This window comes from Williamsia sp. z71 (genome assembly GCF_059553375.1).
The window spans coordinates 482,071-495,507 of sequence record NZ_JCANWX010000003.1 but is presented as its reverse complement, the minus strand read 5'-3'; the positions used below and the strand labels follow the sequence as shown (position 1 = coordinate 495,507).

At 65.2% G+C, this 13,437-nt stretch carries 11 protein-coding genes; 7 read left to right on the top strand and 4 right to left on the bottom strand.

Annotation, left to right across the window (positions count from 1 at the left end):
* Positions 1-81: 81 nt before the first annotated feature.
* The 3 genes from AC51GR_RS10500 (at position 82) to AC51GR_RS10490 (ending at position 3,738) form a co-directional block, all read left to right on the top strand.
* The gene (locus tag AC51GR_RS10500) at positions 82-486 is read left to right on the top strand and encodes a hypothetical protein (RefSeq protein WP_496324565.1); all 405 of its coding nucleotides are present in this window, start codon (positions 82-84) and stop codon (positions 484-486) included.
* A 188-nt stretch (positions 487-674) separates the two neighbouring features.
* On the top strand, positions 675-2,681 hold the full coding sequence (locus tag AC51GR_RS10495) for an Hsp70 family protein (protein ID WP_496324564.1): 2,007 nt from the start codon (positions 675-677) through the stop codon (positions 2,679-2,681).
* Between the two features lie 85 nt (positions 2,682-2,766).
* Positions 2,767-3,738 (top strand): FUSC family protein, encoded by a 972-nt coding sequence (locus AC51GR_RS10490; protein ID WP_496324563.1) that lies wholly within the window; start codon positions 2,767-2,769, stop codon positions 3,736-3,738.
* 20 nt (positions 3,739-3,758) lie between these two features.
* On the opposite strand, the gene thiD is transcribed toward AC51GR_RS10490, so the two are convergent.
* Together thiD and AC51GR_RS10480 are read right to left on the bottom strand one after the other, a co-directional pair.
* A complete protein-coding gene (thiD, locus tag AC51GR_RS10485; protein WP_496324562.1) occupies positions 3,759-4,571 on the bottom strand; it encodes a bifunctional hydroxymethylpyrimidine kinase/phosphomethylpyrimidine kinase in 813 nt (270 codons plus the stop codon).
* A gap of 209 nt (positions 4,572-4,780) precedes the next feature.
* The gene (locus AC51GR_RS10480) at positions 4,781-6,307 is read right to left on the bottom strand and encodes a SpoIID/LytB domain-containing protein (protein WP_496324633.1); all 1,527 of its coding nucleotides are present in this window, start codon (positions 6,305-6,307) and stop codon (positions 4,781-4,783) included.
* Positions 6,308-6,680: 373 nt separating this feature from the next.
* On the opposite strand from AC51GR_RS10480, the gene AC51GR_RS10475 reads away from it, so the two are divergent.
* Complete coding sequence (locus AC51GR_RS10475) at positions 6,681-8,765, top strand: N-acetylmuramoyl-L-alanine amidase (RefSeq protein ID WP_496324561.1); 2,085 nt, start codon at positions 6,681-6,683, stop codon at positions 8,763-8,765.
* A gap of 84 nt (positions 8,766-8,849) precedes the next feature.
* On the opposite strand, the gene AC51GR_RS10470 is transcribed toward AC51GR_RS10475, so the two are convergent.
* Positions 8,850-9,680: an HAD family hydrolase gene (locus tag AC51GR_RS10470; protein WP_496324560.1), complete on the bottom strand. Its 831-nt coding sequence runs from the start codon at positions 9,678-9,680 to the stop codon at positions 8,850-8,852.
* A 352-nt stretch (positions 9,681-10,032) separates the two neighbouring features.
* Here AC51GR_RS10470 and AC51GR_RS10465 point away from each other — a divergent pair, with 352 nt between their 5' ends.
* Both AC51GR_RS10465 and AC51GR_RS10460 read left to right on the top strand, forming a co-directional pair.
* Complete coding sequence (locus AC51GR_RS10465) at positions 10,033-10,461, top strand: STAS domain-containing protein (RefSeq protein WP_496324559.1); 429 nt, start codon at positions 10,033-10,035, stop codon at positions 10,459-10,461.
* A 47-nt stretch (positions 10,462-10,508) separates the two neighbouring features.
* Positions 10,509-10,958, top strand: a complete 450-nt coding sequence (locus AC51GR_RS10460) for an ATP-binding protein (RefSeq protein ID WP_496324558.1) — start codon at positions 10,509-10,511, stop codon at positions 10,956-10,958.
* Here the strand turns inward: AC51GR_RS10460 and AC51GR_RS10455 are convergent.
* Positions 10,946-11,716: a lysophospholipid acyltransferase family protein gene (locus AC51GR_RS10455; RefSeq protein ID WP_496324557.1), complete on the bottom strand. Its 771-nt coding sequence runs from the start codon at positions 11,714-11,716 to the stop codon at positions 10,946-10,948. The two genes, AC51GR_RS10460 and AC51GR_RS10455, sit on opposite strands and share 13 nt — an antisense overlap.
* A gap of 94 nt (positions 11,717-11,810) precedes the next feature.
* On the opposite strand from AC51GR_RS10455, the gene AC51GR_RS10450 reads away from it, so the two are divergent.
* Positions 11,811-13,373, top strand: coding sequence for a Rieske 2Fe-2S domain-containing protein (locus tag AC51GR_RS10450; RefSeq protein ID WP_496324556.1), 1,563 nt, complete (start codon positions 11,811-11,813; stop codon positions 13,371-13,373).
* Positions 13,374-13,437: the final 64 nt, after the last annotated feature.

The following is a 13,437-nucleotide window of genomic DNA, read 5'->3' as shown; positions in this document are numbered from 1 at the left end:
ACATTCGGCACCTGCGGACACTCCTATCGACAACACCGCAAGCGAGACCCATCGCGAGCCCTCACCAACAAGGAGAACCCGATGTCCGACAACAGCATGCCCGAGATCAGCGAAGATGCCACCGTCCTCGAGGTCTTCGACGTCGACGGAGACGGCGTCACCGAATCCGCCCTCGTGGACGTCGATGGAGACGGTATCGGCGACGTCATGGTCCAGGACTACGACCAGGACGGCACCGCGGAAACCCTGGCCTTCGACACCGACGGCGACGAGCACTTCGAGACCGCCATCTCCGACTCCGACTCCGACGGTGTCGCCGACACCGTGTTCGTCGACGAGAACGCCGACGGCCAACACGACATCGCGTTCGTCGATGATGATCAGGACGGCGAGATCGACAGCGCCTACGTCCACGAAGCGGGCACCGACGAGTGGACCGAGGTCAACCCCTCCAGTGTCGAAGCCCCTGACACCAGCGCCCTCTGAACCGGCTGATCGCGACGAATAGCGGCATACCGGACATATTCGATATTCGATTGCCTGTCACGGTGTCAACCGTCGTCTGGCAGTAGGACATTCACCCACAGGACAATCGGCTGCCGCCAACGCCCCGATGCCTTACGTTGGCGGTGGCCGACTCCGATGGCCACTCACTTCGAAAGGAACTCCCACCGATGGCGAACCAATGGTGGCTGGCGATCGACTTCGGTACGTCGAATACCGCCGCGGCCGCATACGAACCCGGTTCGGGCGCACCGTCGGTGGTGCCGCTCTCCCACAACAGCGACATCATGTCGTCGTCGGTGTACGCCGACTCCTACCGCAATGTGCTGGTCGGTGATGCCGCCGTCAACGCGGCGGCCGGCAATCCCGCCGCCTTCATCACACACCCGAAGCGGCATATCAACGCCGGCACGGTCCCGGTCGGGAACCTCGACCTTCCGCTGGAGAATCTCATTGCGGCCGTGCTGAATTCGGCCATGTACCGGGCGGTGGAACGGCGCGGCGGCACCCGGCCCGACCGGTTGATCCTCACGCACCCCGCAGCCTGGTCACCCGAGGAGGTCGACGTGCTGACCCGCGCGGCCGAATTGATCGGATTCGACAGGTCTGCGATCACCCTGATCTCCGAGCCCCGCGCCGCGATCGCGCACTACACCAGGGCCATCCCACCGGGAGAGGCCGCCGGCCGGACGATCGCAGTGGTCGACTACGGGGGCGGTACCTGCGATGTCGCCGTCGTCAAGATCGGTGATGTCACCTCCACGCCCGGTTCGATCGACCTGATCGCCCACGACGGCAGCAACGGTCTCGGTGGGAAGAACCTCGATGCCATGATCCGGCGGTGGGTCGACAAACAGCTCACCTCACGCGCCCCCGAACTCCTGGAGTACCTGCGGACGGAGGCGAATCTGTCGACCAAGCGCGCCGTCGACGACAACATCCGCCGCGCCAAGGAACTGTTGTCGGAATCGCCGCGAGCGGTCATCAACATCAGCGGAGGCGGGCGGGAGGCCATCCTCGAATTGACCCGCGGAGAATTCGAACAGCTCATCGCCGCCAACGTCGACTCGGTCGTCGACCTCACCCGACGGACTTTGGCCCGGGCCGGGGCCGGCGGCGACGTCCAGATCTATCTGACCGGTGGTTCTTCACGGGTGCCGCTGGTCCAACAGCGTCTCGGTGAGCTCGGCACGGTGGCAACACTGGACAACCCCAAGACCGTGGTCGCACTCGGCGCTCTCGAAGCGCTTGTCGCAGAGTCCGATTCCGCCGGGTCCGGGCCCGCACCACTACCGCCACCGCCGACCGCACCGAGCTGGGGCACACCCGGCTGGGACTCCCCCGAGACCCCGGCGCCGAGCGGCGGATATGTGCCCACCGCCCAATACAGCACGATCCCGCAATATGGATCGAACCCGCAGTACGGTTCTCCCGCGCAGTACGGCTCGGAGCCGCCCCCCTACGGTTCGGACGGACCACCGAGTCACGCCTCCGCTTACGGTCTGCCTCCCGGGCAGCCCGGCCCGAATCCGAACCGCAAGCGCAATCTCACGATCGGTGCGATCGCCGCGGTCGTGGTGGTGCTGGTCGCCGCCATTCTCGGGGTGGCGATCGCCAGTTCCAGCGGTGACGACGGCCCCAAGGCCGAGCCGATTCCCACGTCGTCCACATCCACCTCGACGTCGACCTCAACCAGGTCGTCGACCACCAAACCCCCTGAACCCACGACGAAGACATCAACGGCCGCCGGGGTACTGGACGCAGACGACCAGGGCCTGGTCGACGCCAATCCAGATCTGTTCGACGCCGACACCTGCCAGGCGATGGACCGTCCGGACTATGCCATCGCCGGAATCATGTGCGCCCCGGCCGCCGGAGTGCTCACCGAAGGCACCACCGGCGCCCCACCGAGCGCCATCGGCCTCTTCGACGCAGGGACCTCGGACATCAAGGCCATCGCCGACGCCGAGTACGCCGCCGGTAATACTTCCGAGTTGTTCACGCAGATCATCGACGGCGAACCGGTGTACGCCTACTTCGACACCTTCGACGACAACACCGTCGCCTACATCATCTACTCGGAAGCGAACGGGACCATCACGTGGTGGCTCACCGACAGCACCGATCAAGAGGCGTTCGCCTCGTGGTTGCGATCAGCCGAGATCTGCCTCTGCTGAACCGGATCCTGCTAGCGTTCCGACAGAGCACATCGGGTCGCGCCGATACCCAGACCCGCACCAGCCACGAAAGGCGTTGTGGCCCATGCCCGGTAAACCGCTCTTCGCCTGGAGCGGCACCGGTGCTGCCGTCGGCGCGGTCGCGGCCGTTCCCGCCGTTGCGGTCGCGTTCTCCGACATCGCCGCGGCGGCAGCGCTGGGCGTAGGTGTACTTCCGGCCGCCGTGGTCGGGATACCACCGCGACGACGGCAACGCATCGTTCTGTTGATCTCCGGACTGCTCATCGGTGTGCCGATGATGGCCGGTTCACTGGTGGCGCCGTATCCGATTGTGGCGGTGCCGGTGATCTTCGGGCTTGCGCTGGGCGCGGTGCTCCTGGCCGGGACCGCTCGTTTCGCCCGGCTCGGACTACTGATGATGACCCTCGCGGTGCCGATGGTCGGCGTCGGCCTGAGCTACGACACTGTCGGCGAATCAGGAAGACTGACAGCGCTTTTCCTGGCCGGATCGGCCTTTGTCTGGCTGATCTGCCTCGTGCTGCCGCAGCGGGAACCGCAGGCCCGGGACGCTCCGCCCGCAGGACCGGGAATGGGATACGGGCTGCGATTGGGCGCGGCCGGTGCGGTCGCGGCGGCGATCGGCTTCGCCCTCGACTTCGACCATGTCGGATGGGCCTGCGCCGCAGCCCTGATGGTGATGCGACCTGCCCGGGAACTGCAGATGTCGCGGATGTTCGGACGTGTGGCGTCGGTGATCGCCGGCGGCGCACTGGCCGTGCTGCTGATCGAAACCTCACCACCCACGGTGGTTTACGCCGTCGCCTTCGGGCTGGCGCTCACCCTGGCGGCAGGCACCGTCGGCTCGAGGTTCTACATCCTGCCGGCGTTCACGACGTTCTTCGTGATCATGCTGTTGGGATTCTCCAATCCTGACAATGCATCCTCCCGGCTGTTCGAACGGATCGGCGAAACCGCACTCGGTGTGGCGATCGCGCTGTTCTTCGGAATCCTGCTGCCGGTGTTGATTCGGGCACCGGGCGGCAAACGATCAGGATGACAGCCGAATCGGCCGAATGATCACGCGATCCCGATCGACGGTTGTGGCATGTTGGTGGCGATCCGGCCCATGATCCCGGCCCTGGTGAACTCCTTCGCCACCCGGACCGCGTCGAGCACGTCGGATCCCTTGGCGAGTTCGGCCGTGATCGCGGCCGCAAAAGTACACCCGGCACCGGCAACTCGCTGCTCGCCGATCTTCGGCGCCCGGAGCTCGGTGAACTCGGTGCCGTCGAAAACGATGTCGACGGCATCGGGGCCCGGTAGTTCCATTCCACCCTTGACCACGACATATCGGGGTCCGAGGTCGGCGATACGCCGGGCCGCCTCTTTGAGGCCGTCCACGTTCTCGATGTGCTCCATGCCGGCCAGGGTGCGCGCCTCGAACAGGTTCGGTGTGACCACGGTGGCCAAGGGCAGGATCTCGCTGCGCAGGCCGTTGTCGGTGTCGAGGGCGGCACCTGGTTCCTGCCCCTTGCAGATCAGGACCGGATCGACCACGATGTGCCGCCAGCTCTGCTGCTGGAGCGCATTGGCCACCACGGCGATCGTCTGCGGCGTGCCGAGCATGCCGATCTTCACCACGTCGAGATCATGGGCGCCGGTGGCGGCCTCGATCTGATCGGCGATGACCTCGGGATCCACCGGAACGAAGCGATGCGCCCAACCGGACTTCGGGTCGAACGAGACGATGCAGGTGATGGTCCCGACACCGTACGTGTCGAGTTGCCGGAAGGTGCGCAGATCAGCCTGCAGCCCGGCACCGCCGGTGGCCTCCGACCCCGCGATCACGTATGAAATATGCGGCGCCGTTCCGTCAGCTTCTGGACGCATGGGGTCATCTCCTTGTTCGTGGTACGTCGACCATTGTCCCAGGAGCTCTCAGTCGCGCCGACCCCGCCGTCAGCGGGCGATCACCGCGGCGATCACCAGGCCGATGAGGAGTCCGGACCTGGTTCGCTCACGCGCCCAGTATCCCCGGCCCGGTGGCCTGAAACCGTCCCGAGAAGGGCCGCCGAGGGAAGACTTCCCTCGGTGTTCACCTACGGGGACGAAGTGCGGACGATTTCTCCGGCCAGGGTGTTCAGCGCATCCTCGACCGGCAATCCCAGAGCGGTTTCGCCGCCCTGGATCAGGTAGTCCACCAAGGCCACACCGGTGAGGGCGTGCGCGCCGCTTTCCGGACTGAAGAACACTGCGCCGTTCTGGAACTGCTGAATCGCACCGGTTCCCGTGACGGTGGGTTCGACCGGTCCGAGGGCTGTCCCGAGTAGTCCTGCAGCGCCGCCCAATTCGGAGAACTTCGTCCCGATGGCGGCCTCTGCCAGAGCCAGCAACTGACCGAGCAGTTCGCCCGACCCGGTGTTGTCAGGGATGCCAGGCGTCGTCGGCAACGTGGGGATGACCGGTATCGCGGGCGCGACCGCACCGGCACCGACACCGACACCCGAAGGTGGCGCGATGATCGCCGGCGGGTTCGCCTGACCCTGCACGGAAAAGAACGAGGACTTCAGCTGCAGCCTGGTGCGCACCTCCTGCGCCGGAACATCGACACTGCCTCCGGTACCGGTGATCCGGACGGTGGCGGCGCGGCCGTTCTCCGCGCCCATGCCGTAGGCCTCGATCACGTCGAAGCCGGTCAGGGAACCGACACCGAATTCGCTTGCGATGCTTGACGAGCTGACCGATGCGGTCCATTCGTGGTGCGGTGAGATCGCGTCACCCTCGTCGTTCACGGCCGGGAAGTCGCGTCCGTCGGTGGCGCCACCGGTGGACGAGGAGAACTCGGTGAAGGCCGGCTTTCCGTCCTTGAGCAGGATCTCTCCGGCGGTGGCATCGACCGCGATGTTGGAGCGTGGGTCTTCGGCCGCGTATCCGCCGTAGACCTGGGAGTTCATCGTGTCGTCGATCGGTTTGCTGATGTCCATCGAGGCCAGTGCATAGGTACGGGCGGCGACGGCTTGGGCCTTGAGCGCCTCGGCGCCGCCCTCATCGGCCCAGGCCACGATGCTCTCCTCCGGCACCACACCTTTGACGTAATCATCAAGGGAGACAACGTTGATCACGTTGCCGCCGTCGAGGCCGAGCGAGCCACGGAAAGTCTGATCAGAACCGCACATCCGGAGCAGTTCCGGTAGCGGGCGTCCCGGGCCGGGGGTGACCGGCGAGACCAGGGATCGAGGGAGTTCGATGGACTGGACCACTGGACCACCACAGCCGGTGGTGATGGTGGCGGTGGAACCCGACAGACTCACGGCCTGCCCGGGTGCCACCACCACATCACCAACCCTCATTCCGGCGTCCGCGAAGACATTGACCGACGACTCGCCTGTGAGAATTACCGAGACGTCGACGTTGTCCACCTTCCCCGCGGTGGTGCCGCCGTAATAGTGACCCAAGATCTGGGTCGAGGTCCAACCCTGTTTGGCATAACCAAACGCGCCCCACTGGCCCATGCCGCGGCCGTGCCCGTTTCCGTGCCCGACCAACGTCACCTCGCCACCGACCGCAAGCGAAACATCTGCTTCGACAGCCCGTGGAACCACCCATCCGGCGGCTCCGACGGCCATCAGCAGGGCCACCCCGGCCACTGCCGGCCGCCGCAACCGGGCACCGTACGCAGCCCGGCCCCCAATGGGTCGAGTGGTGTACAGGCCTGGGATACGCGGCATGGCTGTCCCTTCAAACAGTTCCGCCCACTGCGGCTTCACACACACGCATCAGCACGCAATGTGACTAGTGGGACAGATGTGACAGTAGTTGCTATCGCCGAGCCACAAAAGTCACAGGAGATAACAACAGCATCACGAGTTTCACGCCACGCCGAGCGAGGTCGTGGACTTCGGGCCGCACAAAAGACACGATTTGCCGGTCTAACAAGTCGAAGGGGAAGTCGACGTTGCGCCGGACGCCCGCTTTGGCGTGCCTACACACACGTCGGTGATGACCAGCTCGACCAGTGCGACAAACAAGGAGAACTACGTGCGCTATCGCCGCCCCAAACCCTCGATCGTCCTGGGCACTGTTGCCGCCGTCGTCGTCGCGAGCCCGGTCGCCATCCTGGTCGGAGGCAGTGCGCCGAGCCTCACCGTTGATCCCGGTGATGCGCCCGTCGCCCAGTCGGTCACGCCGACAACCATCAACCAGGTCAGCCTGAACGATGTCCCGACACTCGTTCTCAACCTGGTGAAGTCGGGCCTGGCGGATGTGGGCGTAACGCTCCCGCCGATCGACATCTCCGGGATCGACCTGCCGGACATCCCGCTGGAGATCCCGGGCGGCATGATCCCGACCGACCTCCTCCCGTCGACCACCGCTCCCGCCACCACGGTGCCCGGCAGCGCGGTGCCCGAGACCACCACGGGCCCCGAGGGCACCACGCCCCCCGGTGGCGCACCCGCCGAACCGGCCGTCCCCGAGGGCGCGCTCGTCAAGGAGATCAGCCAAGACGAGCCCTTCTCCATGGTCGGACTGACCTGGGAGGGACTGGCCGAGACCACCGCATTCATCCGCGCAAAGCAGCCCGACGGGTCCTGGGGCCCATGGCTGTCCGCCGACAAGATCGACGGCATCAGCGACAAGGATCCCGAAAAGCAGGGCACCGAACCGATCTGGATCGGCAAGGCGAACGTCATCCAGGTCGCCGTCACGAACAACGGCGTCGCCGCACCCGGCGCCGCACCGGCCGACCCTGCTGCCGGACCATCCGGAACCGAGCCGTCGGCGACCTCCACATTCACCACACCACCGGTACCGCAGCGAACCGACACCTCGATCCCGACGTCGACCGTCGCCCCCGGCGAGATCGCGCCCCGCGTGTTCACGCCCGAGGAACAGCCACTGTTGACCACCACCGGAGCACCGCAGCAGGACCTGCTGCAGCAAGCCCTGTCGTCGATCAGTGCAGCGTTGATCTCACCCGGGACAACCGCGCCGGCCACCGACGGCCAGACCCCGGCCGCCGCAATCGTGCCCCCGGCCGCGCCGGTGCTTCCCGGTGTCCCGCAGGTGATCTCCCGCGCCCAGTGGGGTGCCGACGAATCGCTGCGTTGCTCGGAGCCGACCTACGACGACGCACTGAAGGACACGATCGTCCACCACACGGCCGGCTCGAACGACTACACGCCCGAGCAGTCCGCAGAGATCGTCCGCGGCATCTACGCCTACCACGCGCAGACGTTGGGCTGGTGCGACATCGGGTACAACGTGCTCGTCGACAAATACGGCCAGACCTTCGAGGGCACGGCAGGCGGACTCGACAAAAACGTCCAGGGCGTCCACGCCGGCGGGTTCAACGAGAACACCATGGGACTGTCGCTGATGGGCAACCTCAACGAGGTGCAACCGAGCGCCGAGATGATCAACGCGGCCGGAACCTTCCTCGGATGGAAGCTGCGACTGGCCGGACTCGATCCGAACGGACAGAGTTCGCTGGTCTCCATCGGATTCCCCGGTGGCCTGTACGCCGCAGGTGAAACGGCAACGGTGCCGATGATCTCCGGCCACCGCGACTTCTACAACACCGATTGCCCCGGCCAGTTCGGCTACGACGCGCTGCCGCAGATCCGCGCGATCGCAGCCGGCAACGGGCAGCTGCCGACCGCCAATCCGGAGGTCCTGTCGACCACCGACACCGGCGCCATCGCCCAGCAGTGGATGACAACCGGTGGTCCCACCGGTGAGCTCGGCAACGCGACAACCACCGAGCAGACCACCCCGGACGGCACCGCCAAGTACGTCGACTTCGAGAACGGCAAGATCTACTGGTCGCCGGACACCGGCGCACAGGTGATCAAGGGCGCCATCGCGACGGCTTGGGCGGCACTGGGATTCGAGACCGGATCCCTGGGACTCCCGACCTCCGGTGAGACATCCGGACCGCAGGGCATCAGCCAGACGTTCCAGGGCGGCACGCTGATCTTCAACCTGATCACCGGCATCGTCGAGGTCCTGCGCGTCTACATCGACGAGTTCAACAACAGTTACAACGAGCAGCGCGGCCTGGCGACCACCGCACCGCCTGCCTGATCCGAGAATCCGCGCCATCTGCCTTCGTGCGCGCCGGTTGCAACCGGTGCGTACGCAGGCAGGTGGCGCGGATTTCCTTTTTGCTCAGAACCAGCGGGACAGCACCTGGCCCACGCCACCCAGGTTGTTGTCCGGCGCGATCTCATCGGCCGCATCGATCGCCGCCTGATGTCCGTCGACCATCGCGAAACCCCGTGTCGCCCAGCGCAGCATCTCGATGTCGTTGGGCATGTCGCCGAATGCGATCGAGGCGTCCACCGGTAGATCGCGAAGGCGCGCGAGTATCTGGAGACCACTGGCCTTGCTGACCCCGGGCGCCGCGAGTTCGATCAAGCCGTTGTCGGTGGAGTACGTGACGTCCGCGAGATCGCCGACGACCGCTGCCATCCGGCGGGCCATCTCGTCGCTGGTCATCTCCGGACGACGCACCAGCATCTTGACCGCATCCTGCGACAGCACATCGGCTTCACTCATCTCGATGTGATCGGGATTGAGCCAGGCGTGCTGATAACCGGCCGTCGCCACGAACGGTGGCGTGGCGGCGTCGTGAGCACTCTTGCCGACCCTCTCCACCGCCAGTCCACATCCGGGAATCTGCTGATAGGCCAATTCGGCCAACTTCTCGAGCACGGGCGCACCGAGAGTCTGCGAGTGCAGGATCCGGTCGGTCGCGACGTCGTAGACGATCGCACCGTTGGCGCACACCGCATACGGTTCGACGTCGAGCTGATCGGTGATCTCGGCGATCCATCGGGGCGGACGGCCGGTTGCGATCACGAAGGTGGCCCCGGCGGACGTCGCCTTGTTGATCATCGAACGCACCAGTTCGGGTACCAGGTTGTTGTCGTCGATGAGCGTGCCATCGACATCGCTGGCGATCAGTGTGGGCGGGCCTACGAACTCCGGGGACGGCATTTGATCCATTTTGCCTTTTCGCCGACCGGTCGGCAGCGTCGGCACCACCCACCGCGCGCGGGCACCTTGTCCGGTCCGACGAAATCGAGCTGCAACCCCTGCACTTTGACCAGCGATTTGGCGGCTGTTTCGAGCGCTCGAAATACCGGTTCCGTGGCGGACAGCCTGATTCAGCGCCCCGAATACGTGCCCGATTCGCGCGACGTCGCGCACCTGATCCATCGTGTGTTCGGCACTACAGCGGCATCCCCACGGGACGTCCGCGCCGCGGACATCAACTGTGCAAATATGAACAAGGTCGGTTCAGGAGGAGCCGCCATGCTCAGCTGACACACCGCACCAAGGGGTTTCGATGGACTCGATCGACCGACAGTCGAATCACACCCGCGTAGACAACGATCTACCCGCAGGCACCGGACTGACCATCGCCGCCGACCGCAACGGCGGACTGGTTGTCCTCACCGTGCGTGGGAGCATCGACATACTCACGGCCCCACAGTTGTCCGACGCCGTCGGCGAAGCGATCAGCGGGGTCCCCACCGGGCTCATCATCGACATCTCGGCCGTCGACTTCCTTTCCTCTGCAGGCATGACCGCACTGGTCGCAGCACACGAGAACATCGCACCCACCGGACGTCTGGCCGTCGTCGCCGACGGACCTGCGACCGCCCGGCCCATTCATCTGGTCGGGCTGGACGAGACCGTGACCATCTACGCCACTGTCGACGAAGCGGTAGCCCAATTGGGTGAAGAACGCCGCAACGATCCCTATACCGCATAGAACACTTCCGCCCTGGGTAACACCGAAGGGTGGATGGTGACCGAACCATGACAAATCTGCCGATCGAGGATCCGCAGCTCGCGTTCACCGACGTGACTGCGGATCCGGCGTCGGCAACCCGCCTTCGTCAACACCTGGCGAGCTGGTTGCACGCCGAGGTGCCGGAAGCGCAAGACCACGCCGACGCGATCACCCTGGCGGTCTACGAAGCCCTGGCCAATGCCGTCGAGCACGCGTATGTCGACGCCGCCCAACCGGGCACGATGAATTTGCGCGCCACCTACAACCGGTATGACTACCTGCTCAGCGTCACGGTCCAGGACCACGGCCAATGGCAGGAAGCCATGGCATCGTCGACCGCGGGGTTACGCGGGCGAGGAATCCCCCTGATGCAGGCCCTCTCCGATCACCCTCGGATCAACCCGACCGCGTTCGGCACCACCGTCATCCTGGAATGGAATGTCGGACGCGACTCTTCGCGACCTCAGCCTCCGTAACCGGCCTCGGTCCGCGCAGCTCGTTTGGCAGCCTTCTCGGCCTGCTCATCGGCGTCCATCCGGTTGGCTTCCTCCAGCGTCGGGGCACCGCCACCGAGACGGGCCGGAACCCAGAACTCGCCCTGCGGATGAGGACCGTACGAGTCTTGGATTTCCAGCAGCAGTTCGCTCATCACCCGGTGCAGTTCTGCGGTGACCGCCACCGGATCACCTTCGGCGTCGATGGGCTTGCCCACCCCGATCGAGATGGGGATGTTGGTCCGGCCCAGCCGCTTGGGATGCCCCTTGGTCCAGACCCGTTGAGCTCCCCAGACAACGGTCGGCACGATCGGGACGCCTGCCTCGTGCGCCATCCGGGCCGCGCCCGACTTCAATGCCTTGATCTCGAAACTGCGGCTGATGGTGGCCTCGGGGTACACACCGACCAGTTCCCCGTCGCGCAGATAATCGACCGCGAGCCGATAGCTTTCGGCGCCGGCGCCACGATCGACCGGGATGTGGCGCAGACTACGCATGATCGGTCCACTGATCTTGTTGTCGAAGACTTCTTTCTTGGCCATGAACCGGACCTTGCGCTTGCCCTGCAGGAAAGCGGGGAGTCCGGCGTAGGTGAAGTCGAGGTAGCCCGTGTGATTGATCGCGATCACGGCGCCGCCGGTTTTTGGCACATTCTCGACTCCGGTTACCGTGAACGTCAGGCCTTCGGCCGCCCAGAGCGAACGGGCCAGGGCGATGACTGTGTCGTAGACCGGTTCCATCCCGCGAGCTTAGCGTTGGCCGGCAGGCGGTCCACCCCATCCGGTCGTTACCCTGGGGACCGCAGCAAGAGCACCACAATTTTGGAGGCAGTACGTGCAGGTCACAAGCATTGGACACGCAGGATTCCACATCCAGACGACAGCGGGTTCCATCCTGTGTGATCCATGGGTCAACCCCACATACTTTGCGTCGTGGATCCCATTTCCGGACAACAGTGAGCTGGACTGGAAGGCGCTCGGCGACTGCGACTACCTGTACGTCAGCCATCTGCACAAAGACCACTTCGACGAGCAGAACCTGCGCGACAACGTGAACAAGGACGCAACCGTCCTGCTCCCCGATTACCCGGTGCCCGATCTGCGACGGGCGCTGGAAGAACTCGGCTTCCACAAGTTCGTGGAGACCGAGGACTCGGTGAAGACCACCGTCACCAATGACAAGGGCAGCCTCGACATCATGATCGTGGCGCTGCGCGCACCTGCGGACGGCCCGATCGGCGACAGCGGGATCATCGTCTCCGACGGCCAGACCACCGTGTTCAACATGAACGATGCCCGGCCGATCGACCTGGACGTCATCACCGAGCAGTTCGGCCACATCGACGTCCACATGCTGCAGTACTCGGGCGCCATCTGGTACCCGATGGTCTACGACATCCCGAAGCGTTCGAAGGCCAACTTCGCGGCCCAGAAGCGACAGCGCGGGATGGACCGGGCGCGCTCGTACATCGAGCAGGTCGACGCGACCTGGGTCATTCCCTCCGCGGGCCCCCCGATGTTCCTGGACGAGGAACTGCGATACCTCAACGACATCGAGAACGACCCGACCAGCATCTTCCCCGATCAGGAAACCTTCCTCGACCAGATGAAGGAACACGGCACCGACGACGGCGTCAAACACCGCGGGCTGATGATGGTCTCCGGGTCCACCGCCGAGTTCACCGGTTCGCAGCTCGATGAGATCAGTCATCCGTACCCGCCGGAGCAGGTCTTCGGCAAGAACAAGGCCTCCTACCTCGACAAGATGGCGGTGAAGTTCGCCCCGGTCATCGCCGCGCAGAAGGCCACCTGGGCGCCGGCCGAGGGCGACCCGCTGCTCGCGCCGCTCAAGTCGCTGTTCGAGCCGATCATGGCGCAGAGCGATCAGATCTGCGACGGGATCGGCTATCCGGTCGGACTCGTCATGGGCGATGAGACCGTCGTCCTGGACTTCCCCAACCGCACGGTCCGTGAGCCCAAGGAGAACGAGGGCAAGTACCGGTACGGCTTCCGGATCGCGCCCGAGTTGGTCCGAACCGTCCTGCGCGACAACGAACCCGACTGGGTGAACACGATCTTCCTCTCGACCCGCTTCACCGCATGGCGCATCGGTGGGTACAACGAATACCTCTACACGTTCTTCAAGTGCCTGACCGACGAGCGAATCGCATACGCGGATGGGTGGTTTGCCGAGGCGCACGACGACTCATCGTCGATTGTGAAGGAAGGCTGGGAGATTCAGCGACGCTGCCCCCACCTCAAGGCAGACCTGAGCAAGTTCGGCGTCATCGAGGGCGAGAAGCTGACCTGCAACCTGCACGGCTGGTCGTGGGATCTGCGCAGTGGCCGCTGCCTGACCTCCAAGGGTCACGAAATCCGCAGCAGCAAGGTCGAGTAGCCGGCAGCTCCGACAACGCCGGGGAACTCTGGTTCTGAGACGACCCGCAGGGTGTTTGATCGAC